Origin of the sequence: Rhizobium tropici CIAT 899 (assembly GCF_000330885.1) — a bacterium.
GTDB classification, from domain to species: domain Bacteria; phylum Pseudomonadota; class Alphaproteobacteria; order Rhizobiales; family Rhizobiaceae; genus Rhizobium; species Rhizobium tropici.
In genome coordinates this window covers 383690-405740 of sequence record NC_020061.1, presented here as the reverse complement: position 1 = coordinate 405740, position 22051 = coordinate 383690, and the positions used below count along the sequence as shown (strand labels likewise).

16 protein-coding genes, 3 pseudogenes and 1 other annotated feature are annotated in these 22051 nt (G+C 56.5%); of the genes and pseudogenes, 12 read left to right on the top strand and 7 right to left on the bottom strand.

What is annotated here, in order from left to right; all coding sequences use genetic code 11:
* Nucleotides 1-46: 46 nt before the first annotated feature.
* Nucleotides 47-943 (bottom strand): MFS transporter, encoded by an 897-nt coding sequence (locus RTCIAT899_RS32410; RefSeq protein WP_004122951.1) that lies wholly within the window; start codon nucleotides 941-943, stop codon nucleotides 47-49.
* A gap of 291 nt (nucleotides 944-1234) precedes the next feature.
* Nucleotides 1235-2632 carry a helix-turn-helix domain-containing protein gene (locus tag RTCIAT899_RS21530; RefSeq protein WP_004122953.1) on the bottom strand — a complete coding sequence of 466 codons (1398 nt, stop codon included), beginning with the start codon at nucleotides 2630-2632 and terminating at the stop codon, nucleotides 1235-1237.
* Between the two features lie 124 nt (nucleotides 2633-2756).
* Between RTCIAT899_RS21530 and RTCIAT899_RS21525 the strand changes: the two genes are divergently transcribed.
* The gene (locus RTCIAT899_RS21525) at nucleotides 2757-4349 is read left to right on the top strand and encodes an isocitrate lyase (protein WP_004122955.1); all 1593 of its coding nucleotides are present in this window, start codon (nucleotides 2757-2759) and stop codon (nucleotides 4347-4349) included.
* Nucleotides 4350-4412: 63 nt separating this feature from the next.
* On the top strand, nucleotides 4413-4592 hold the full coding sequence (locus RTCIAT899_RS21520) for a hypothetical protein (RefSeq protein WP_015342020.1): 180 nt from the start codon (nucleotides 4413-4415) through the stop codon (nucleotides 4590-4592).
* Between the two features lie 98 nt (nucleotides 4593-4690).
* Here RTCIAT899_RS21520 and RTCIAT899_RS21515 read toward each other — a convergent pair.
* Nucleotides 4691-5919 (bottom strand): IS3-like element ISRtr2 family transposase gene (locus RTCIAT899_RS21515; RefSeq protein WP_076611960.1). Its coding sequence is split into 2 segments (ribosomal slippage): nucleotides 4691-5631 and nucleotides 5631-5919, totalling 1230 coding nucleotides; the frame shifts between segments, so codons are not numbered across the junction.
* Nucleotides 5522-5638, bottom strand: a sequence feature (AL1L pseudoknot). (Overlaps the previous gene by 117 nt.)
* 140 nt (nucleotides 5920-6059) lie before the next feature.
* Between RTCIAT899_RS21515 and gltA the strand changes: the two genes are divergently transcribed.
* On the top strand, nucleotides 6060-7349 hold the full coding sequence (gene gltA, locus RTCIAT899_RS21505) for a citrate synthase (protein ID WP_004129043.1): 1290 nt from the start codon (nucleotides 6060-6062) through the stop codon (nucleotides 7347-7349).
* 408 nt (nucleotides 7350-7757) lie between these two features.
* A pseudogene (locus RTCIAT899_RS21500) lies at nucleotides 7758-9230 on the top strand (NAD-dependent succinate-semialdehyde dehydrogenase).
* A gap of 162 nt (nucleotides 9231-9392) precedes the next feature.
* Here the strand turns inward: RTCIAT899_RS21500 and RTCIAT899_RS21495 are convergent.
* A pseudogene (locus RTCIAT899_RS21495) lies at nucleotides 9393-9736 on the bottom strand (glutamate dehydrogenase); the annotation flags it as partial.
* Nucleotides 9737-10349: 613 nt separating this feature from the next.
* On the opposite strand from RTCIAT899_RS21495, the gene RTCIAT899_RS21490 reads away from it, so the two are divergent.
* The 6 genes from RTCIAT899_RS21490 (at nucleotide 10350) to tnpC (ending at nucleotide 15954) form a co-directional block, all read left to right on the top strand.
* Nucleotides 10350-11186: a transporter substrate-binding domain-containing protein gene (locus tag RTCIAT899_RS21490; protein ID WP_004129031.1), complete on the top strand. Its 837-nt coding sequence runs from the start codon at nucleotides 10350-10352 to the stop codon at nucleotides 11184-11186.
* Between the two features lie 56 nt (nucleotides 11187-11242).
* Nucleotides 11243-12217 carry an amino acid ABC transporter permease gene (locus tag RTCIAT899_RS21485; protein WP_004129028.1) on the top strand — a complete coding sequence of 325 codons (975 nt, stop codon included), beginning with the start codon at nucleotides 11243-11245 and terminating at the stop codon, nucleotides 12215-12217.
* A gap of 122 nt (nucleotides 12218-12339) precedes the next feature.
* Nucleotides 12340-13083 (top strand): amino acid ABC transporter ATP-binding protein, encoded by a 744-nt coding sequence (locus RTCIAT899_RS21480; RefSeq protein WP_028755383.1) that lies wholly within the window; start codon nucleotides 12340-12342, stop codon nucleotides 13081-13083.
* A 422-nt stretch (nucleotides 13084-13505) separates the two neighbouring features.
* A complete protein-coding gene (gene tnpA, locus RTCIAT899_RS21475; protein ID WP_004126183.1) occupies nucleotides 13506-13883 on the top strand; it encodes an IS66-like element accessory protein TnpA in 378 nt (125 codons plus the stop codon).
* On the top strand, nucleotides 13880-14227 hold the full coding sequence (tnpB, locus tag RTCIAT899_RS21470) for an IS66 family insertion sequence element accessory protein TnpB (protein WP_004129022.1): 348 nt from the start codon (nucleotides 13880-13882) through the stop codon (nucleotides 14225-14227). The genes tnpA and tnpB overlap by 4 nt, the downstream gene beginning before the upstream one ends.
* 68 nt (nucleotides 14228-14295) lie before the next feature.
* Nucleotides 14296-15954, top strand: a complete 1659-nt coding sequence (tnpC, locus tag RTCIAT899_RS21465) for an IS66 family transposase (RefSeq protein WP_004129019.1) — start codon at nucleotides 14296-14298, stop codon at nucleotides 15952-15954.
* Here the strand turns inward: tnpC and RTCIAT899_RS21460 are convergent.
* Entirely contained in the window at nucleotides 15935-16168 is a 234-nt protein-coding gene (locus RTCIAT899_RS21460; RefSeq protein WP_004129017.1) for a DUF6429 family protein, read from the bottom strand. The two genes, tnpC and RTCIAT899_RS21460, sit on opposite strands and share 20 nt — an antisense overlap.
* 550 nt (nucleotides 16169-16718) lie before the next feature.
* Between RTCIAT899_RS21460 and RTCIAT899_RS21455 the strand changes: the two genes are divergently transcribed.
* Both RTCIAT899_RS21455 and RTCIAT899_RS21450 read left to right on the top strand, forming a co-directional pair.
* Complete coding sequence (locus RTCIAT899_RS21455; RefSeq protein WP_004129006.1) at nucleotides 16719-17957, top strand: M24 family metallopeptidase; 1239 nt, start codon at nucleotides 16719-16721, stop codon at nucleotides 17955-17957.
* 60 nt (nucleotides 17958-18017) lie between these two features.
* Nucleotides 18018-19088 (top strand): C45 family autoproteolytic acyltransferase/hydrolase, encoded by a 1071-nt coding sequence (locus RTCIAT899_RS21450; RefSeq protein WP_004129003.1) that lies wholly within the window; start codon nucleotides 18018-18020, stop codon nucleotides 19086-19088.
* Between the two features lie 598 nt (nucleotides 19089-19686).
* Here the strand turns inward: RTCIAT899_RS21450 and RTCIAT899_RS21440 are convergent.
* Both RTCIAT899_RS21440 and RTCIAT899_RS21435 read right to left on the bottom strand, forming a co-directional pair.
* Nucleotides 19687-20809, bottom strand: a pseudogene (locus RTCIAT899_RS21440) (IS256 family transposase).
* Between the two features lie 218 nt (nucleotides 20810-21027).
* A complete protein-coding gene (locus RTCIAT899_RS21435; protein WP_004128999.1) occupies nucleotides 21028-21924 on the bottom strand; it encodes a LysR family transcriptional regulator in 897 nt (298 codons plus the stop codon).
* Nucleotides 21925-22051 lie beyond the last annotated feature (127 nt).

Sequence of the window (22051 nt, the reverse complement as noted above, 5' to 3'; positions counted from 1 at the left end):
GAAATAGCTGTAGCACGAAGCTCTACCACTGATTGATTTACCATACCTATTTGCCGATGCGAACCGATGTCTTGCAAACAGCTGAAGTCGAGCTGGGGGATGATGGGAGACGCCGGCGCTTTTTGCAAACCACGCTGAGCTGCGGCGACAGCCTTCGGGCCAGCGGCCAAGGCCTCCCACAGCCGAATTGGAACCGCGCATAACCTCGGCGACGCGATGCACGGCAATTTCTTGATCTTGGGTCATCATGTTTATGGTTCCTGCCTTGGGCGTTTTCAAAGCTTCCAGTTCCTTTAGGTATCGATCCACTTGATTTCGGCCGGGCACTCAGCCAGCCCGTGGAGCAGCCAAATGCGACCGAAAGCGAGTGGCTCTGTGCAACCGTTCCCTTGATTTCTGAGGACATAGCGGTGAAGCGCAAGCCATCACAGATAGCTGTAAACATCGCCTCACGCGGCAAGGATGAGGAAAGCGTTTTCCATTTATTTTGCCACAAGGTGATCAGCGGAACTGCAAAACCAAATGTTGCAATCGCAAAGGCAGAGAGGGGCCTCGCTGAGGCAACGACGATCCCTCCCAGTGCGGGACCGACACTGCGAACAGTATTGAACCCGACAGAAATAAGCGTGACTGCACCCGGCAGGTGGGGCCGTTCGACGATATCCCCGACCGATGCCTGCCAGGCGGGATCGTGGAGAGCAATGCCGCAGCCAGCCTGAAAACTGAAACCGAGAATGATCCACGGATCAGTTTCGTCGAAAGCAACGGAAAGCGTGAGCATGGCGGACGCGGTCATCATAAGGCTTCGGCCAATGATCATCACCTTACGTCGGCTAAAGTTGTCAGCGATCGCCCCGACGAAAATGGCCAGAATGAATGCAGGTGACGTTGAAGACGCCTGGACCAATGCGACCATCACATCCGAGGTCGAAAGGGTCGCCATCAGCCAACTGATCGCAACCGCTTACATTAGCCGGCCGAGACTGGAGAACTGATTGGCGGGCCAGATGGCGCGAAACGTAGGATTTGTTCAGCGGCGCCGACAACGTTGATGAAGCAGGAAACCTGCATTAATAGACAGGTTGACGCCCTTTGGCGGGAAGCTTTTTGACTAAGAGAGCGTCACTTTAGGAGTGACATGCCACGATCCCGGATTGAACGGCGGAGCCGATCCGAATTCGTTCCACCTTGGCGCCGATACAACACGAGGGCGCACCTCCTGCGGCCCTCATCCTCAGTCGGAAAACCCAAATGGCGCGTCCGTGCGCCGGTAGTGATCAGGCAAGATCTGTCGGCCGATTGGCGGTTCCGACCGGGATGTGCAGCTATCGCGTTGGCAAAGACGACAGGTAATGCCGATGGGCGTTGGCACAACGGACGTGTTGTCCTTATGATAGACCAGACGTTCGACGTGGCTGGCTTCGCAAACCAGCGCCACGGCCCGATCGACGCGCGGAAGTCCAAAGGCACCTCCCCCGGAACTTACGGTTCGAGCGATCGAAAAAAATAGTTGGCCATCCGGCAACTCTAGCCACTGCGTTACCACCGTCCTCGGCGTTGTAAAAACCTGGTGCAACGTCCAAAGGGGGCAACCACCGCCATGTCGTGCGAAGGGAAAATTTGCGCTGTCGAGGCGCTTGGACACGTTGCCTGCAGAATCCACACGGATAAAGAAGAAGGGGATCCGCTCTTGTCCGGGCTTCTGCAGTGTGGTCAGCCGATGTGCCGTCTGTTCGAAACTGGTGCCAAATTGACGCGAGAGCGCTTCGACATCATAGCGGCGCGCTTCAACCGCTTTGGCAAATTGCGTGTAGGGCATGACAACGGCTGCTGCAAAGTAGCCTGCGAGCGCCCGGTACGCTAATCGTCGCCCACTCTCTGTCGCAAGATTGCCTTCTTGAACGAACTTTTGAATATCGCCCTCGGATTCAAGATAGGCGAGTTGCTGTGCAAGTTGAAAGTTTTGGCTTGCCAGATCCAAGCAGTCGTCAAGTAGAACCTCATGCCTGTGTCGGTCCAGTCGGCGGACCGATCCTGACATGATCTCCGTTGGTAATCGTCTCACTCGAAGATTGTGACGTTGCATAAGATAGAATGGAAGCCCGCCAGCCTCCTTCACCGCCGCCGCCAACTTTTCTGCCGCAACATCAAGGCCAGGAAAGCAATTACGTCGAGCTGCGAGGAACCGTCGCACGCCCGCAACAGGATCTGCTCCTTCATCGATCCCTCCGTCGAGGGCGGCCTGTCGTTGATCGGCAAGAACAATCTGTTCCTCCTTGTACGAGGTGTAGAGCCGCAGCATCGCTTCTGCAAACCCCGGAAAGCTGCTGAGCACGTCTGCGACTTCGAGCGGTGATATCTCTATGCCACTGAATATTGGATCCTTCATGGTCGATTGTAGTCGCGCAAGGATTTCGGGCGTGCCGTCGTCGGCAAAGAGCGACATGTCGAGCTTGTAGATCTTCGCAAGTCGCAGAAGAATCTCGGCCGTAACTGGTCGCTGATTCCCCTCCATGAGCGCGACATAAGAAGGGGAGACATCGAGGTCAGATGCCATGTCGGCTTGAGTGAGGCCAAGATTTTTCCGCAAGCGTCGAAGTCGCGGACCGAGATAAACGCAGAGTTTTTCCATACACCGATTACAGCATTACAAAATATCCTTGTAAAGTTTGACAACATCACAAAGGCACCGGCTGAAAAGAAAACGGCGACCCGCTATTGCAGTGCACACAACTGGCCGACCCTTGGAGGAGTAAATGTCGTATTCAGATAGTGTTGAAGGAGCCAAAACCTTGATTGTCGAAAACCACGCATGGTCCGGCCTCACTGCCGAAGCTGTCGCTCGCATGCGCCTTCAGAACAGATTCAGAACCGGTCTAGACATTGCGCGCTATACCGCTGCGATCATGCGTCGGGACATGGGCGCCTATGATCAAGACCCGAGCAAATATACGCAGTCGCTCGGATGCTGGCATGGGTTTATTGCCCAACAGAAAGTCATCTCGCTGAAAAAGCACTTCGGCACGACGGAACGCCGTTACATCTATCTCTCAGGTTGGATGGTTACGGCACTGCGGTCGCAGTTCGGTCCGCTCCCCGACCAGTCCATGCATGAAAAAACGAGCGTGCCGGCCCTTGTCGAGGAGATCTACACCTTCTTGCGCCAGGCAGATTCACGCGAACTCGGCATGTTGTTCAGGGAAATCGACAAAGCCCGGGTGGAGGGTGACCGAGCGCGGGAACAGCAGCTGGTTCAGGCGGTCGACAATCATCAGACCCACGTCATTCCCATCATTGCTGATATTGATGCAGGTTTCGGAAATGCCGAAGCAACCTACCTGCTGGCGAAAAAGTTGATTGAAGCCGGCGCCTGCGCGCTGCAGATCGAGAACCAGGTCTCCGATGAAAAGCAGTGCGGCCATCAGGACGGAAAGGTGACCATTCCGCACGAGGAATTCGTCGCCAAGATCCGCGCATGCCGCTACGCGTTTCTCGAGCTCGGCATCGACGACGGCATCATCGTGGCTCGCACCGATTCACTCGGCGCAGGCCTTACCAAGCAGATCGCCTTCAGCGTCAGCGAAGGCGACATCGCCGACCTGTACAACGGCTTCCTGGATTGCGACGATGTCACCGGCCAGCCACCCTCCAACGGCGACGTGTTGATCACGCGCGGCTCGAAGCTCTTGCGGCCGAAGCGGCTGCGTTCCAACCTTTATCAGTTTCGTGAAGGCACAGGCGCCGACCGCTGCGTGATTGACTGCATCAATGCGCTTAACAATGGCGCCGACTTGCTGTGGATCGAGACCGAAAAGCCTCATGTCGAACAGATCGCGAGCATGATGGACCGCATCCGGCAGGTGATCCCCAATGCCAAGCTGGTCTATAACAACTCGCCCTCTTTTAACTGGACGCTGAATTTCCGGCAGCAGGTTTTTGATGGTTGGCAGAGCGAAGGAAGGGACGTCTCTGGGTTCGACAGGGCCAAGCTGATGAGCGAACAATATGACGACAGCGATTTGGCGCGGGAAGCCGACGAAAAAATCAGGACCTTCCAGCATGACGCCTCCAAACGCGCCGGCATTTTCCATCACCTGATTACGCTGCCGACCTATCACACCACGGCGCTCTCGACGGACAATCTCGCCAAAGAATATTTCGGCGCGCAGGGCATGCTCGGTTACGTCGCCAACGTCCAGCGAAGGGAAATCCGCCAGGGCATTGCCTGCGCGAAGCACCAGAACATGGCTGGTTCTGACATTGGCGACGATCACAAAGAGTATTTTGCCGGCGAGGCGGCGCTTAAGGCCGGCGGAGCCAATAACACGATGAACCAGTTTGCGGCCTGATGCAGACCTACCTTGCAAGGGACCTGCAGCAGGCCTGCGTCCTTTACCTTACCGGAGGAAGTAATGTCGAACGACGAAGAGAAAAAGAAACCGATCTTGCTGGAGCGACCGCGGGCTGTCTTTTCGCAAGAGGACTTTGAGCTCATCCGGGTAGCTGTCGCCCACTATCTGCACGTGGTGAAAAACGAGCCAGTGGCAGTAAAATACTCAAACCTGCATCACCGGCTCGGCCGGATATCTTAAGATCGCAGCTCTTGTAATCGCGCGTCGCAATTGCGCTCGAAGAGTTTCGTTCCGAACCCTGAACCGCGCCGGGTTTGCCGGAGGCCGTTTGGTTTAAGTTATGCGGCCATGGCTGGCTCGTCCAGCATGGCATAGTAACGTTCTTCGGCTTCGGCAGGCGGAATGTTTCCTATGGGCTCCAGAAGACGCCGGTTGTTGAACCAATCCACCCATTCGAGTGTGGCGAACTCCACGGCTTCGAAATTGCGCCATGGTCCCCGCCGATGGATGACCTCGGCCTTGTAGAGGCCGTTGATCGTTTCGGCGAGAGCGTTGTCGTAACTGTCGCCGACGCTTCCAACGGAAGGCTCGATGCCTGCCTCCGCCAGCCGTTCGGAATACTTAATCGATACGTATTGAACACCCCTGTCGGAGTGGTGGATGAGCCCACCGCGATGGACTGGCCGCCGGTCATGGAGTGCCTGGTCCAGGGCATCGAGGACGAAACCCGCATGAGCGGTTCGGCTCGCCCGCCAGCCGACGATGCGGCGGGCGAACGCGTCGATCACGAAAGCGACGTAAACGAAGCCTTGCCAAGTGGCTACATACGTGAAATCGGAAAGCCACAACATGTTCGGCGCGGGAGCGCAGAACTGGCGGTTCACGCGGTCGAGCGGACATAGAGCGGCCTTGTCAGACACGGTCGTTTTGACGGGCTTTCCACGGATAATGCCCTGAAGACCCATCATTCTCATAAGCCGAGAAACAGTGCATCGAGCTATGTCGAAGCCTTCCCGCTGCAACTGCCGCCATACTTTCCGCACGCCGTAGACTTGGAAATTCTCATTGAACACTCGGCGTATCTCGACCTTCATGGCCGCGTCGCGACGAGCGCGGGCCGACAGGCGGTCCACGTCCGTGCGCTTGGCGATGGCGTCATAGTAAGTGGACGGGGCAATCGGCAGCAGCCTGCAGATCGGCTCGACCCCGAACTTTGAGCGGTGTTCGTCGATGAAGGAAATCATCGCTTCAGTGGGCGGTCGAGCTCCGCCTGGGCAAAATAAGCCGACGCCTTACGCAAAATCTCATTGGCCTGTCGAAGCTCGCGGTTCTCCCGCTCAAGGGCCTTCATCTTCTCGGCGACATCGCTTGGAAGGCCTGCTCGTTTGCCGCTGTCAACATCGGCTTTCTTCACCCACTCATGCAGCGTATGTGCCGAGCAGCCAATCTTGGCGGCTATGGATGAAACTGCCGCCCACCGGGATGGATGCTCGGCCTCATGGTCCAAAACCATGCGGATGGCTCGGTCACGAACTTCAGGTGAAAATTTGTTGGTCGTCTTGCTCATATCGGCTCCACTTTCTCACGAGTTGGAGCCTCCGGCAAACCCGGCGCGGTTCACCCCCTCTGCGGGAAGACAATTAGAACACAGATCAGTTCATTCGGCAGCTGTTAGTTCCCAGCTAGCGAGCCCTGAGGAAAAATATCATGGATAACAACAATGCTTGTGTCTTAGTCGACGGCCATAGTGCCGAATTGAAACTTCGATCAAGCACGATCGGTCCGAACGTCCTCGGCATTGGATCCCTCTACGAGCAGACGAAGATGTTCACCTATGATCCTGGCTTCACTTCGACTGCGTCGTGCGAGTCCAGCATCACCTTTATTGATGGCGACGAAGGCGTTCTGCTGCATCGCGGTTATCCGATCGAACAGCTTGCCGAGCACGGCGACTTCCTCGAAGTCTGTTACCTGCTGCTCTACGGCGAATTGCCGACCGCAGCCCAGAAGAAGGACTTCGACTATCGGGTCGTGCACCACACCATGGTGCATGAACAAATGTCCCGCTTCTTCACCGGTTTCCGCCGCGATGCGCATCCGATGGCCGTCATGTGCGGCTGCGTCGGCGCTCTGTCGGCCTTCTATCACGACTCCACCGACATCACCGATCCGCACCAGCGCATGGTCGCAAGCCTTCGTATGATCGCCAAGATGCCGACGCTTGCCGCCATGGCCTACAAGTACCATATCGGCCAGCCCTTCGTTTACCCGAAGAACGATCTCGACTATGCGTCGAATTTCCTGCGCATGTGCTTTGCCGTGCCCTGCGAGGAATATGTGGTCAATCCGGTGCTTGCCCGCGCCATGGACCGCATCTTCATCCTGCACGCGGATCATGAACAGAACGCATCGACCTCGACGGTTCGCCTCGCCGGCTCTTCCGGCGCCAATCCCTTTGCTTGCATCGCCGCCGGCATCGCATGCCTCTGGGGCCCGGCCCATGGCGGCGCCAACGAAGCTGCGCTCAACATGCTGACGGAAATCGGCACGGTCGACCGCATTCCGGAATATATCGCCCGCGCCAAGGACAAGAACGATCCGTTCCGATTGATGGGCTTCGGTCATCGCGTTTACAAGAACTACGATCCGCGCGCCAAGATCATGCAGAAGACGGCGCACGAGGTCCTCGGCGAACTCGGCATCAAGGACGATCCGCTGCTCGACATCGCGATCGAACTGGAGCGTATCGCGCTGACCGATGACTATTTCATCGAGAAGAAGCTTTACCCGAATGTCGACTTCTATTCCGGCATCACGCTGAAGGCGCTCGGCTTCCCCACGACCATGTTCACGGTACTATTTGCGCTCGCCCGCACCGTCGGCTGGATTGCCCAGTGGAACGAGATGATCGAAGATCCGGATCAGCGTATCGGCCGCCCGCGCCAGCTCTATACCGGCGCACCGCTGCGCGAATACGTTCCGCTTTCAAAGCGCTGAGCGACATCCGTGATGAAACGAATACCCGGCTGCTCAGCTGCGATCTCGCAGGGTTGAATGCAATGGCGACCGAACAGTGGTGCTTGACGAATCTTGCTTCCCTTGCGAAGGCCTAGCGCGAGCATGCGAAGACGTTGAAAGCGACCGTTCTGCTCGTTGAACTCAGCGACTTCGCGGACGTCAAACGTATCTATGCCGCCCCCCTCTAGACCCCCTACCCCTGCTGGCGGTGGAAGGCGTTGGCGAAAGGTGCAAAAGTGAAATCGAGACCTTGATCGCTCTCAGTCAAGCTGCGCGCCGCCTTCACCGCAACGATCAGGAACAACATTGCTCCGGCGTCCCCGTTCAGCATAAACGTTCAGATGAACAAAGCTGTAGACGTTGACGATCGGAACAGGAAGAACGGGAATGACGCTCACTGCTGCGCTAACGAGGCATCTAAAAAATCCGGAGCAATTCCTCGACCTATCCGAGCCTAGCACGCACACGGCTACATCTATGAAGCGCTTTGCGGTCTTTAACCCGTCCACCGGCGATCTGCTGGCCGAGGTGCCGGACATGAGTGCCGAAGAGGTTTCCGCAGCCATTGACAAGGCGCATGCTGCCCAAGCGCCTTGGGCTGGGCTCACCGCCCGGGCGCGCTCGGACATCCTGTGGAAGTGGCACCGGCTGATCCTCGAACATAGCGACGATCTTGCCGTGATCTTGACGGCTGAGATGGGAAAGCCGCTGGGAGAGGCGAAATCGGAAGTCTTGTACGCGGCGGCATATCTCTAATGGTACGCCGAAGAGGCCAACCGCATTTACGGCGAGACCATTTCAGCGCCCTCCAATGACAGGCGTATGCTGGTGATCAAGCAACCAATCGGTGTTGTCGGGGCCATTACCCCTTGGAACTTTCCGGCCTCGATGGTAGCGCGCAAGATTTCGCCGGCGCTTGCCGCTGGCTGTACCGTTGTCTTGAAGCCCGCTGAGCAAACGCCCCTCGTTGCCGGGGCCATGTTCGCCCTCGCGCGTGCAGCTGGTTTCCCGGAGGGCGTTCTCAATTTCGTCTATGCGTCAGAGGGTGACGCTATCGGTCGTGAATTGTGTTCAAACCCAAAGGTGCGAAAGATCAGTTTCACAGGGTCGAACGAAGTCGGCCGATTACTGATGCGCTAGTGCTCCGACCAAATCAAGCGCATCAGCTTCGAACTCGGCGGGAACGCCCCTTTCATCGTCTTCGACGATGCTGATATCGACGCCGCCGTTGACGGCCCGATCCGAGCCAAGTTTCGCAATGCTGGGCAGACCTGCGTGTCCGCCAATCGGCTGTACGTCCAAAAACGCGTCTATGACGAATTTGCTGAAAAGTTCACCGCGCACGCGCGAAGACTTCGCGTTGGCGACGGCTTTGAACAGGACACCGCGATCGGGCCTCTGATCGACAATCATGCTCTGACAAAGATCGAAGCGCATGTCGATGACGCTGTCAAAAACGGGGCAATAGTGCGATGTGGTGGGCGGCGCATCGGCACGTCCGGAACATTTTTTGAGCCGACCGTGATTACAAATGTCGTCAGCTCAATGCGCATCGCCCAGGAAGAGACTTTCGGTCCTCTGGCACCAATCATCCGTTTCGACGACCCGGAGCAAGTCGTGCGATACGCTAACGATACGATCTACGGCCTCGCCGCCTATTTCTATGCTTCGAACCTCAGGCGGGTCTGGCGTGTGGCCGAGGCGCTGGAATACGGGATGGTCGGCATTAACACCGGCCGCATGTCGTCGGAGGCTGCACCCTTTGGAGGGATCAAGCAGTCAGGCATTGGACGTGAAGGCTCCCGCCACGGCCTCGAGGACTATCTTGAAATGAAGTACCTTTGCCTGGGTGGCCTCTGACGCGGATTAAGACCTCCCGCGATTTGACGCTGTTGATACCAGTCTCTCTCGCAAAAAAGAGGCTGCCGTCCTTGTTCGGCGGCAGCCAAGTCGCTTGGGAGGCGAATTCAAAGCTCAAGCGACTGATCCCCTAAACGAAGCCCTTTTCGTACGTGTCGCCGATCAGATACCTATCGCTTCATAGGCATCGGCGATCTGTCGGATTGACGCGACATAGGCGGCGGTTCGGTAGTCACCGAGTTCCGGTTGCTGCTCCATCAGGTCAGCAATGCGCCCCCAGGTGCTTCGCATCACGTCTTCCAGTCCGGAACGAACGAGATCGATTTCCGCGCCGCCTTCGAGGAACTCGTCACGGATGTCGGCAGGGAACTCCTTACCGGTCATGCATTCGAGGGCCGGTGCGATGGTCTGGTTGCGCCGCTCGCGCCGGCGGCGCTCCATCAAGCCGAAGCCGAAGGGATATGCGTGAGATTCTTCACCCATTCGAAGTAGCTGACGATCAGGCCGCTTCTTTGTTGCGAACATCCTTCCATTAACAACACGGCACAAGTCTGGCGGACCGGTAAGTAGGGGCACACTCCCAAGGACCCTACGAGCCGGAACCAATGCCTAACGCAATATGACCACTAATGCAACGAGTGTCTTAGTTTGCGATATATGGATCAGGTGTAACATCGCTTTCAAGATCATTGGGCTGCATCTGATGCGCCAGCGCACGAGCCATCCATTGGATGTCGCTCCCCAATCGAGGTTGCGACACCGCACCCTGGCAAGTTTAAATGTAAATGGCGTGGCCACTGATCAGGCCTTCCGGGCCGTCCGCTTTGACGACCGATTACACTTAGTTCCAAGAAGTGACGACACCCGCGCCCCCTTCGGTCCGGGCCAAGCGGCTACACAACACGGATACCGCAGCGTTATTAAGCCAATAACTCACGGCGATACATTCGGGTCGAACAGACATACTTAAAACAAATGTTGCATTTCGATTTACCACACGATACGCTTCGAAAACGGGGCAGCAGCCTGGGATACCGATCGGGACGCACAAGCTGAGCCGAGGTGCGCCGCGATGAGCCGCGCCGACAATCAAGAAGCACTAACAAAGGGGAATATCGGATGAACAAATTTTTAAAAATGTTGACAGCGGCGTCGTCGGTCGCGGTTGCTTCGGCAATTCCATTAGCCAAAGCAAATGCCGGTGAGGTACTTGATCGCGTACGCGCAACCAAGACGCTGACAGTTGCGGTCGGAACGGACTGGGGGCCGATGTCGCGCATGAATGACAAGCACGAACTTGATGGTGACGATGTCGATATCGCTAAGGGAGTTGCTAAGTACCTAGGGGTGGAGGTCAAGTTTGTTACGCCTGCCTGGGATCTCATCACCTCTGGCCAGTGGGAGGGTCGCTGGGATCTTTCTATGGGTCAAATGACGCCAACCAAGGAGCGTGCGGAAAAATTAAACTTCCCAGCTGTCTACGTGTGGGCGCCAGAAGTTGCCGTTGTTCACAAAGACAGCAAGGCGACGACGCTTTCGGATTTGGACGGAAAGATTGTCGGCGTCGGAGCGGGCAACGTGGCGGAATCCTACGCCAATCACAACTTCAATCCCAGTTGGATTGACGCCAAGCCGGTGCAGTACCAATTTACGCCAGGCCAAGTGAAGACGTATGGATCCAGCAACGTCGCATTCGACGACCTTCGTCTCGGCGACGGTGTTCGTTTAGATGCGGTTCTCGGTGATGATACGGTGGCCCGTGAAGCAATAAAATCAGGCTATCCGATCAAGGTGCTTGGTACCCTCTTCTACGCGCCAGGTGCAATCTCAATTTTGAAGGGCGACGACGAATTCAATGACAAGATCGCGGCCGCCGTCAAGAGTATGAAAGATGACGGTACCCTTTCCAAGATGTCGATCAAGTGGTTCGGGGTGGACTACTGCGAACAAAAATAAGACATCACGCGTTAGCGGCCCGGCTCGGCCGGGCCCATTTTCTTGAAGGGTCTATCATGCTATATCGGGATACAGTTGAATCCGAGGTGCTTGTTCATAAGCCTTGGTTCGTCGCCCTGATCTTCGTCGCAATGCTTGCATTTTTTCTTTCGTTCAACCTTGCGGGCACGACCTTCGGCGAACTTATGCGGCCGGTTATTGGCGACCCGCTACAAAGCGGAATTTACGGGCGTTTTGCGATCGCCTTCGTACTTGCGATCATATTTAGCCTCAACATCGTAGTAGTTGGATTTATTCCATTACAGGTGCAGATTGGCATCGTATGGATGGAACTATTGCTGCTGTTTCTCGCCTTTTTCAGATCATTCAATCTGAGCATGCCCTTCATATGGGAGAATTTGCCTTACCTCATCTCCCAAGGGGTGGTGACTACGATCTATGTTTCAGCGGTCTCGCTTTTCTTTGCCTCGCTAATCGCGATTGTCGCCGCGGTCGCAAAGCTTTCAAGCAATGGCTTCGCATATGCCACCGCCAGTTTTTACACCTCTTTTTTCCGGGGTCTGCCCCTTCTCATGCAGATTTATCTGATTTACCTCGGTTTGCCTCAGTTGGGGATTGTGCTCAATGCCGTTCCCTCGGGCATCTTGGCGTTGTCGCTCTGTGTGGGAGCCTATATGACAGAGATCTTTCGCGCCGGTATCCAGAGTATCGACCGGGGCCAATGGGAAGCGTCAAGATCCATCGGTTTTGGCTTCGGTCTGACCATGCGCAAGATCATCTTGCCGCAGGCTTTTCCTGTCATCATTCCACCGATGGGAAATACGTTCATCTCAATGCTAAAGGATAGTTCGCTTGTGTCGGTACTCGGCGTGTGGGAATTGACGTTCCTTGCCCGCACAATCGGTCAGCCGACGTTTCATCACATGGAGATGCTGATAGCAGCATCGCTCATCTATTGGACAATGTCTGTCTGCCTCGAGATTGGTCAATCACGGCTCGAGCGCCATTTCGGGAGGAGTATGGTACGATGACCCTTAGCAATACATTTGAAGTGAAGGGGGCCGATGAGCGCAACTCTTTGCAGGGGATTGACAACATGCCGCCAGTGCATGTGCCGTCATCCCACAAGTCTTCGAAGCAGAAGCAGGTCTCGATGAGCGCAGAAAAAATAATTGAAGCGACGAACGTTTCCAAGTGGTACGGCGCCTTCAGGGCACTCACTGATGTCAATATTACTGTCAGCAAAAGCGAACGCATCGTCATCTGCGGCCCCTCCGGATCGGGAAAATCGACACTGATCCGATGTTTCAACCGACTTGAGGCGCATCAGGAGGGTGAGATTGCCATTAACGGGATCAGGTTGCACAACAGAATGCGTAACGTCACCGAAGTTCGCAAGAATGTCGGTATGGTGTTCCAGCACTTCAATCTCTTTCCCCACATGACCGTGCTGATGAATTGTATGGCCGGTCCAATGTGGATTAATGGCGTGCCCGAGGCAGAGGCCAAAAAGATCGCTCTTAAGTTCCTAGAGCGCGTTCGCATCCCCGATCAAGCGAACAAATACCCAGCCCAATTATCAGGCGGACAACAGCAGCGCGTCGCGATTGCCCGTTCTCTGTGTATGGAACCAGCAGTGATGTTATTTGATGAGCCTACCTCAGCACTCGACCCTGAAATGGTTTCGGAGGTACTAGAAACTATGACTAGTCTGGCGCGTGAGGGAATGACCATGGTTTGCGTCACCCACGAGATGGGTTTTGCCCGAGCCGTCGCGGATCGGGTAATTTTCATGGATTGTGGTCGAATTGTCGAAGAGGGCAACCCCGATGACTTCTTTGGCAACCCCAAGCACGACAGAACAAAGCTGTTCCTCAGCCAAATCTTGACACATTGAAAGCTGTTATTTCACGCTTGGCTTTGTCTGGTTAGACTTCTGACACCAGACGTCATTAACGTGGCGAACTATCGAGAATGTGGCTTTGCGTGCGTCGACCTATATCTTCTCGAAGACGCAATTGATTATCGTCTAACGCCTTCGCAAGGAGGCGTGCGGCAGCTTGGTGCCGTCGCAGCGGCACCGCATCCGGCGAGCTAGCCGTCACCCATGCTTGTCGATATCTCCCAACAATATTACCGAAGCCGTCGTAACCACAGACTTGCGCGATCGGTTACATGTTTGGTGATCCTTCACAGGAAGTCCGGAGTTCCAGAGGTCCAGTATCCCCACGCCGAGGACCGCCTTGCTTTGTCACGGTGATATCGATGTTTTGCTGAGGTGAGCGGTATCGCCACGTTGCTAACAACGAGGATAACGACGTGTCTATCCATCAGCTTGAGATTTTGGCGGGCAGTATGCGGCGCCGGAAGTTCACACGAACTTCCAAGGAATCGATCGTTTCGGAGACGCTGACTGGCGAGATGACGGTGACGGAGGTTGCGCGACGTCACGACGTTGATCGGTCACTGGTTTATCGGTGGCGTCGTGAGCTTGGTGTTGCAGAGAGAGCGGAAGAGCCGCGCGCCTTCGTTCCGGTGAAGGTACAACAGGCGCCGGACTCGGCAATGGGAATGCCGGCTGCGACGGCGTCTTCTGCGATCGAAATCCATGTTGGCCGGGGCCGGTCGGTGCGGGTCACTCGTGACTTTGATGCCTCGACGTTGTCGCGCGTGCTTGATGTGCTGGAGGGACGATGATCCCGATCAGTTCGAACGTCAGAGTGTGGATTGCCAGCGGTCACTGCGATATGCGCAAGGGTATGCAGGGGTTGGCTCTCATCGTGCAAGAGGGGCTTGGCCGCAATCCGTTCCAGGGCGACGTTTTTGTTTTCCGCGGGAGAAATGGTCGATTGATCAAGGCCCTATGGCATGACGGTGTCGGACTATCGCTTTATGCCAAACGGCTCGACCGAGGCCACTTTATTTGGCCGGCGACAGTGGACGGAGCCATTGCCCTTACAGCCGGGCAGATGTCCTACCTTCTTGAGGGAATAGACTGGCGAAATCCGCAACAGACATGGCGTCCGACGAGCGCCGGATAGGTGCATTTTGCGGCTCGAACCTTGAAGAAAAGCTATGCAAATCAGTGGCTTTGTGGTTTGATCCGGACATGGAAAACGGCCTGGAAAACCACTCCGATTATGCCGCTGCACTTGAAGCAGAGCTGGTCGTGGCGCGTGCGGAGCGCGCCGTTGCCTTAGCCGAACTTGCCGTCGCCAAAGCCAAGGAAGCGGACGATCAAGCCACCATTCTGCGTCAGAAGGTCCATATCGAAAAGCTGCAAAGGCAATTGCGTGGTCAGAAATCGGAGCGGACTGCCAGGCTGATCGCTCAAATGGAGCTGATGCTCGAGGATGCCGAGGCGGCGGCCACCGAGGATGAACTTGCCGCTGAAATGGCCATTGCTGCGGCCGCCCCCATTGCTGTCGCCGGCTTCACACGCAAACGCCCCGTTAAGAAGCCATTCCCCGATCACCTGCCGCGCGAGCGTGTCGTTGTGCCCGGTCCGGTCGCCTGCAGCTGCTGCGGTAGTGACCGGCTGCGCAAGCTGGGCGAAGATGTCACCGAGACGATGGAGAGCATTCCACGCTCCTGGAAAGTCATTCAGACGGTGCGCGAGAAGTTCACCTGCCGCGACTGCGAGAAGATCAGCCAGGCACCGGCCCCATTCCACGTCATTCCCAGAGGCTGGGCAGGTCCAAGCCTTCTGGCGATGATCCTCTACGACAAATTCGGCCAACACATTCCCCTTAATCGTCAGGTGGAACGATTTGCGCTTGAGGGCGTGTCAATCAGCCTGTCGACGGCAGCCGATGCTATCGGTTCTTGTTGCCATGCCCTTGATCCAATCCTGAGGCGGATCGAGGCTCACACCTTTGCAGCCGAGCGGATTCACGGCGACGATACCACGGTTCCGGTTCTCGCAGCCGGCAAGACCGATACTGCTCGGATCTGGACATATGTGCACGATGATGCCCCGTTCGGTGGCACGGCGCCGCCGTCGGCGATGTTCTATTATTCCCGCGACCGCAGCGGTGACCATCCGCAGGCGCATCTGGCCGGCTATTGCGGCATCCTGCAAGCAGATGCCTATGGCGGTTATACCAAGCTCTATCTTCCTGATCGCAGTCCAGGTCCGATCTATGAGGCAGCGTGCTGGGCGCACGCAAGGCGACCATTCTTCATCATGGCCGATCTCGAGGCCAATGCCCGGCGCAAGGCTCAGGGCAAACCCGCTGCCGTCATCTCACCAATCGCCATCGAGATGGTGCGCCGGATCGATGCGCTGTTCGAGATCGAACGTCAGATCAATGGCCAGACGGCCGATGAGCGCAAGGCGACGCGTCAGCAGCATAGCAAGCCACTGATCGCCAACATGGAGCGGTGGGTGCGCGAGCAACGTGCCAAGCTGTCTCGCGACAATGATCTGGCCAAAGCGTTCGACTACATGTTGAACCGCTGGGTATCGTTTACTCGTTTCCTCGACGATGGCCGGATCTGCCTGTCGAACAACGCGGCAGAGCGTTCGCTGCGCGGAATTGCATTGGGAAGAAAGGCTTGGCTATTCGCCGGCTCCGACCGTGGTGGTCAACGAGCTGCCGCCATGTACAGTTTGATCGTCACCGCAAAGATGAACCATGTCGATCCGCAGGCCTGGCTTGCCGATGTGCTTGCCCGTATCGCCGACCACCCGGCAAACAGGATCGACGAGTTGTTGCCGTGGGCTTGGAAGGCCGAAAAGGCGGCACCTATTGCGGCGGCCGCGTAAACAGTTCCCGAAACAGCTCCTCTGACCGTTGCAGGCCTTCATCCGTTAAGATCAACGACTTCGACTTGTTCACCGGATCGGCGATCAGCCCCTTCTTGAACAAACGATCCGTCGTCTCCCAGTCCAAACCCTTCCAGGCTCGATACCCGTCATGCAGCGTCAGCCACAACAGCGCCAGCACCGCATCGTCGATCTTGTCTTCGTCGATATCCATTGCGAGAGCTTATCACGTGCAAATACGAAATTAATGCGGTACTCGCCGAATGCGTACCAAGGTCCAGAGGTCCAGAGGTTCTTTGATCACAAGACCCAAGGACCTTGTCCTCCTGAAAAAGAGCGGGACGTTTGCATCACAAGTTGAACTTATAAAACATGCGTTGCATTGCAGGAGAGAGTTCGCTATGCATTCTAACTATCAGAAGTACCGATGTCGCTGAAAGGAGCAGACTGAGGCTTGTCCCAGCCACAAACACAGGGAATTACAAATGGTCTAGCTTCAGACGAGAGTAACTGCCGCATCGCAACCGCGCTTGTTGTTTCCTCAACTAAAGATGGAGACTCGCAGTTCGAGAATCGGACAGGATCGTTGTGGACACTGCACCGAGTGAGTGCAATAAACTGCGGAAATTAGTCGACCGGCGAACCGACACGCAGAACACAGAAAAGGCTCTTTCTCATCCAGCATTCGAGCCGAGTTCGCCCGGACGCATTTAGGCGTATGCCGTTGCGCCCGACGCCTCCACCATCACAGAAAGCATCGTTCAATGACTACTACTGAAGCGACTCCAAAGGTTCAACCGTTTAAGTTTACGGCTTTCGAGCAGAAAGACTACAACTATCGCGTTCAGCGCGTGCGCGAGAAAATGGCGCAAGCTGAGATTGACGTGCTGCTCGTTACCGACCTTTCCAATATCTGCTATCTAACAGGTTTTCAAACATTGGTATCGGACTGGTATTCCTGCTTGATCCTTCCTGCGCAGGGAAACCTAGTTCTCCATGTTTGCGATCTGGAGGTCGATCTTGGCCGCGTCCATACTAATGTCGAGCGCATCGAGTCGATAATGTGGAGTCGCATGGATGAGGCTGGTACGGAACTAGCCTTAATCATAGACAGTTTAAATTCAACGCCGAAAAAAATTGGCTTGGAGAGTCGGCAAAAGGGACTAACTCCGTATGCCTACTCGAAACTGTGCTCTGCATTTCCTAATGCAATAGTGGCCGATGCGTCCGGTTTGGTCACTCGCATTCGTGCCGTAAAGTCCCCAACAGAGATTACCTATATGCGCAAGGCCGGGCTTTATTCGGTAGCTGGTCTGACGGCAGCAGAAGCGATCATCCAGGAGGGCATCACCGACAATGACATTGCCGCGGCGGCGTCTGCAGGTATGATCCGCGCAGGCAGTGAATATTTCTCCATTGATCCCATCATCCGTACCGGAGATTGGCATGCTATAGTGCATTCTTCGTTTCGTAGGAACAAGATCAAGCGGGGCGACCCCATCATCATGGAGATGAGTGGGGTCCATGAGCGCTATAACGCGCCGCTTTATTCCACGGCGATAGCAGGGCGTGCGTCAGATAGTACACGCCTTCTGTCAGATGTCGCGCTCCATTGTCTTGAGACACTTTATAGCAATCTGAAGCCCCGCCGAACTATGCGAGACGTTCTGACTAGCACGAAGTGCGAACTGATGAGTTTGGACGCGCGAACTCGCCTTGGAACCCGAATAGTAGGCTCCACTTTGGCTGACTACCTGACTGAGAAATTCAGGTCGTGGAAGGCCTATCCCGTCGGCCTGGCCTTTCCTCCGTCCTGGCCTGAAAACTCGATCTGGCTGGCAGAGTCTGACCAGATTCTCGTGCCGGGGATGTGCTTCCACGCGTGCTACTCGTTCAGAGTGTTTGGGGAGGTCGCCGCCGGGTTCGGTGATTCCATTGCAATTACAGAGGAAGGTTTCGAAATCCTAACACCACGTACGAAGCGTCTTCTCGAGGTGTTCTGAGATTGAAACGCCGATACCGTTGCAACACCGCTTGCGACACGCATTTAAATTGGAGGACCAATGAAGACCGATCTCCTTTCCGTCATTGACTGCGCTGGGTCGCCCCGTCAACGAGGACGCACTCATGGAGAAGCGCTGCGCACCGCTATCGCTGAAAAGATAATGCGCTGGCATGACGCCATCGCGGAAGCCTACGGCGTCACCGCCAAGACGTTCATTCCGCGCTTCTTGGCGGCAACACGGTTCGGCGATGCGGTGAAGCGATACACACCCCACCTCGCCGAAGAGGTTGCAGGAATAGCGGAAGGATCCAACATCGCCCACGAAACCGCATTTGCGCTCCAGCTACTGGATGAGGAGTGGTGGTTCGGCCGCTCCACTGGAGACGGACATTGCTCCAGCCTTGCAATCGCCCCCTGCGGGCCTATCCCGACAATAATTGCTCAAACAATGGACTTGCCACGATGGCACGACGGGGCGCAGGTTTTGCTGAAAACGCAGGACTCGGAAGCCGGTGAGACCATGGTCTTCACATCTGCAGGTCTGATTGGCCTGATGGGCGTGTCCGAGCGCGGGGTCGGCGTCTGTGTGAACACCTTATCACAACTGGCTGTCAGCCCGACAGGGTTGCCAGTGGCTTTCGTGATGCGAGGCGCCCTCGCCTGCTCGAGCGTGTCGGACGCCATTAGGTTCCTGCATGACGTTCCGCACGCCTCGGGACAGAACTATCAATTGGGAGACCGTCAGAACATCGCGACTGTCGAATGCTCCGCGGGCAAAGTATTGCCGCTCGCTACTAAGTCTAGATGTTCGCTGCATACCAATCATCCGCTTGCGAGCGACGACAGGCGTTCGGCGACAATACCCCTCGCAGGAAGCGATAGTTCGCGCGGTCGCCTCCAAAGCTTGCATCTCGATCTTGATGACGTGCGGGTAACCACGGATGATGTCAAGGCGGCACTGGCGGCATGCCGGGCCGGCGGTGAGGTTTCGCTAGTTGCCCCGCAACTGGCGACGGAACCGATGACCGTTGGCGCGGTCGTCTATGAGATCGGCGAGCGTACTAAAATATCAGTCTGCGCTGGACCACCGAGCGTCGAGGCATGGCGGGATATTGGGTTAGGGACGTGAACTTGCGTCTGATTTAGATTGATGCACGCGTGGTGGCCTCGATATAAACTATAATCGACAAAGGATCAGCGGAACGAATGGCGGAACGCTATAGCGCGGCGATCTGGGAGGAACTTCCACCTTGATCGTCGCGCGGCAGAACGCGAAGCTTCGCGCGAATACGCGACAAACCGGCAAAGGGCGCGCGCCTGCAAGCGTTGAGCCAGTCATCCACGCGAAGGCGGTTTGGTTGGCTTACGAAACGCGAGATCGCCAGAGGTGCCCCCTCTACGCAGGCGACCGAACATTCCGCCCCTCCACACATCCGATCATCCGATCAACGATCCTGGATCGTCAACAAGAGGTTCGGCAGACTTCCATCCGTAACAAGGTTGCCGTCGCTCGCCACGTTCAAAGAGAGGCGATATTCGCGCCGATAGCTCAGTACGCCTAGCTTCGAAATGAGGACGGCCCGGAATTGCCGACTCAACTCGGACCAGCGTCATCCGGAGGCACTACCCATGCGCTGTTTCACGTTTCCCGATCGTGTCTCAGCCTAAGGGATTGGTGTAGCTTCCGGCAGGTAGCCGTGTTTTCCGGCGAGCGCCGGAGTGGGATTTCAGCGCGTGACTGCAGGCAGGCTGATTTCCGGATCATCGCTCATTGATGCCATTGTCTCAAGTGTCATGTACCTGGCACGTTGGACGGCCCAGTCATCGTTTTGCTCGGGCAGCAGTGCGCCGACGAGACGGACGATGGCTTCGTCGTTGGGAAAGATGCCAACGACCTCGGTGCGTCGCTTGATTTGCCATTGAGATGTTCGATCGGATTTGTTGAATGCAATTGACCCGGTGCTCTTTCGGGAAGGTCATGCAGGCGAGCACATCCTCTTCGGCATCATTCATGATGGCGGCGAGCTTCTGCACTTTCGGCCGGATCTGGACGGCGACGTTGCGCCACTGGGTGCTCGCCGCCTCCGATGTGTCCTGAGCAAAAGCAGTGGCGATGAAGGCGGATACGACGCGTCTGCCGCTCTTTCCGGCGTGCGCCAGCACGTTCCTCATGAAGTGAACCCGGCATCTTTGCCATGTGGCACTGAGAACCTTGGTGACGGCGGCCTTGAGGCCCTCATGAGCATCGGAGACGACGAGCTTCACACCGCGCAGACCTCGGCGGGCGAGCCTACGCAGGGACTCCGTCCAGATCGGCTCGGCTTCGGGAGTGCCAACTTCCATGCCCAGAGCCTCGCGCCTGCCATCGGTATTGACGCCGACGGCGATGATAACGGCAACGGAAACAATGCGGCCACCGCGCCGGACCTTCAGATAGGTGGGCATCGATCCAGAGATAGGGCCAGCCCGTCGATGGGTCTTTCGAGGAAAACCTTGACCTTGACATCGATCTCCTCGCACAGAGGGCTCACCTGGCTCTTGGAGATGCCGCTCATACCCATCGCCTTGACGAGATCGTCGACGGAACGCGTTGAGATGCCTTGGATGTAAGCTTCCTGGATAACAGCCGTCAGAGCCTTTTCCGCCATGCGACGTGTCCCAGTCTCGGTCGCGGTAGCCGTTGCGTTGGGCCAGCCGCATCGCGTTCTTCTCGCCGTAGCCAGCACCGGTCGCACTGCCGACCTCCAGCTCCATCAGCCGTTCGGCGGCAACGCCGATCATCTCCCGTAGCAAATCGGCATCGGCACTCTTCTCAACAAGCGAGCGCACGTTCATCATATCGTCGGTCATCGGTGTCTTTCCATCAGGTTGGTCTTGAACAGCCCGACCCTGCCGGAAAAAAACTGATGGCCATCTAATCCTCAGGACCTACACTACCCGGCGGGACACGATCCGTTGCCCGAAATGAGGGACACATCATGCATGCCCACAAGCTCGGGCCGACTATAATGTGGCGATGATGACTGTCACGAAAACGACACAGCCGCTTCCCGTCTTGCTGCTAAGACTCACGAGGTTCCCGAGACCTTTTCTTTGGCCAGCCAGGCGCGGAAAGCTTCGAGCGGCGGGTAATTGGTCCGCGATTGCGGCCAGACGAGCCAGTAGGACCCCGAGCCCGGCACCGATCTCTTCAGGACCGGTACCAGGCGCCCTTCGATTATTTCAGTGTCAGCGAGATAGGCCGGAAGAAGAGCCACGCCGAGCCCGGAGATCGCCGACTGCGTCATCGTCGCGAACTGGTCGAAAAGCATCCCCGTCACGTTCGCCGGTCGCGCTCCCTGAGCGGCAAACCAGATCCTCCAGCCGGTCGGCCTGGTTTCCAGTTGCAGAAGTGGCAACCTCGCCATGTCCGCGATGTCGTCAATCGGATGTTCAGCGAGGAGCGCTGGCGAAATGCACGCCGTCAGGCGCTCCTCGAAGAGTTTCATATGGTCGGCATCCCGCCAATCGTCTGCTCCAAAATGAATGGCTGCGTCAAAACTCTCGGCGGCAAAGTTAAAGCGCTTGAGCCGCGTCGCGAGGTTGATCGTGATACCTGGATGTTTGACCAGGAATGCGCCCAACCGCGGCGCCAGCCATCGCGTACCGAAAGCCGGCAGGATAGCCAGCGACAGGGTGCCGCCGCCTGGGTTGGCGGCGAATTCCATGCTGCCCCGCTGGATGAGATCGAGCGCGCGGCTCACGTTCCGCCCGTAGGCATGGGCTGCTTCCGTCGGAATGAGCTTCTGCCTGTGTCGCTCGAAGAGCGGCCGGCCAAGCTGCTGCTCCAGATTCTGCACGAGGCGGCTCACAGTGCTCTGTGTCAAATCAAGCTCACGCGCCGCCGCCGCCGTTGAGCCGGTGCGCAAGACGGCTTCGAACGCAGAGAGGAGGCTCATGGAGGGAAGGAACCGACGCGGGCGCATCAAACCTATGCATTTTATGAATTAGATCACATCTAAATAGGGTTATTTCTCGCGAAACACAATCGGTAAATGCATGAGCAAGCAGCTTCGATATCCGAGGTCGCATTTCATTCGAGGGAAATCCGTG

Coding starts and splice junctions, on each gene's coding strand:
- RTCIAT899_RS21490 (WP_004129031.1), top strand. CDS start 10,350: ATGAACAAATTTTTAAAAATGTTGACAGCGGCGTCGTCGGTCGCGGTT.
- RTCIAT899_RS21455 (WP_004129006.1), top strand. CDS start 16,719: ATGACTACTACTGAAGCGACTCCAAAGGTTCAACCGTTTAAGTTTACG.
- RTCIAT899_RS21435 (WP_004128999.1), bottom strand. CDS start 21,924: ATGCGCCCGCGTCGGTTCCTTCCCTCCATGAGCCTCCTCTCTGCGTTC.
- RTCIAT899_RS21525 (WP_004122955.1), top strand. CDS start 2,757: ATGTCGTATTCAGATAGTGTTGAAGGAGCCAAAACCTTGATTGTCGAA.
- RTCIAT899_RS21480 (WP_028755383.1), top strand. CDS start 12,340: ATGAGCGCAGAAAAAATAATTGAAGCGACGAACGTTTCCAAGTGGTAC.
- tnpB (WP_004129022.1), top strand. CDS start 13,880: ATGATCCCGATCAGTTCGAACGTCAGAGTGTGGATTGCCAGCGGTCAC.
- RTCIAT899_RS21485 (WP_004129028.1), top strand. CDS start 11,243: ATGCTATATCGGGATACAGTTGAATCCGAGGTGCTTGTTCATAAGCCT.
- RTCIAT899_RS21450 (WP_004129003.1), top strand. CDS start 18,018: ATGAAGACCGATCTCCTTTCCGTCATTGACTGCGCTGGGTCGCCCCGT.
- tnpC (WP_004129019.1), top strand. CDS start 14,296: ATGGAAAACGGCCTGGAAAACCACTCCGATTATGCCGCTGCACTTGAA.
- RTCIAT899_RS32410 (WP_004122951.1), bottom strand. CDS start 943: ATGGCGACCCTTTCGACCTCGGATGTGATGGTCGCATTGGTCCAGGCG.
- RTCIAT899_RS21520 (WP_015342020.1), top strand. CDS start 4,413: ATGTCGAACGACGAAGAGAAAAAGAAACCGATCTTGCTGGAGCGACCG.
- gltA (WP_004129043.1), top strand. CDS start 6,060: ATGGATAACAACAATGCTTGTGTCTTAGTCGACGGCCATAGTGCCGAA.
- RTCIAT899_RS21530 (WP_004122953.1), bottom strand. CDS start 2,632: ATGGAAAAACTCTGCGTTTATCTCGGTCCGCGACTTCGACGCTTGCGG.
- RTCIAT899_RS21460 (WP_004129017.1), bottom strand. CDS start 16,168: ATGGATATCGACGAAGACAAGATCGACGATGCGGTGCTGGCGCTGTTG.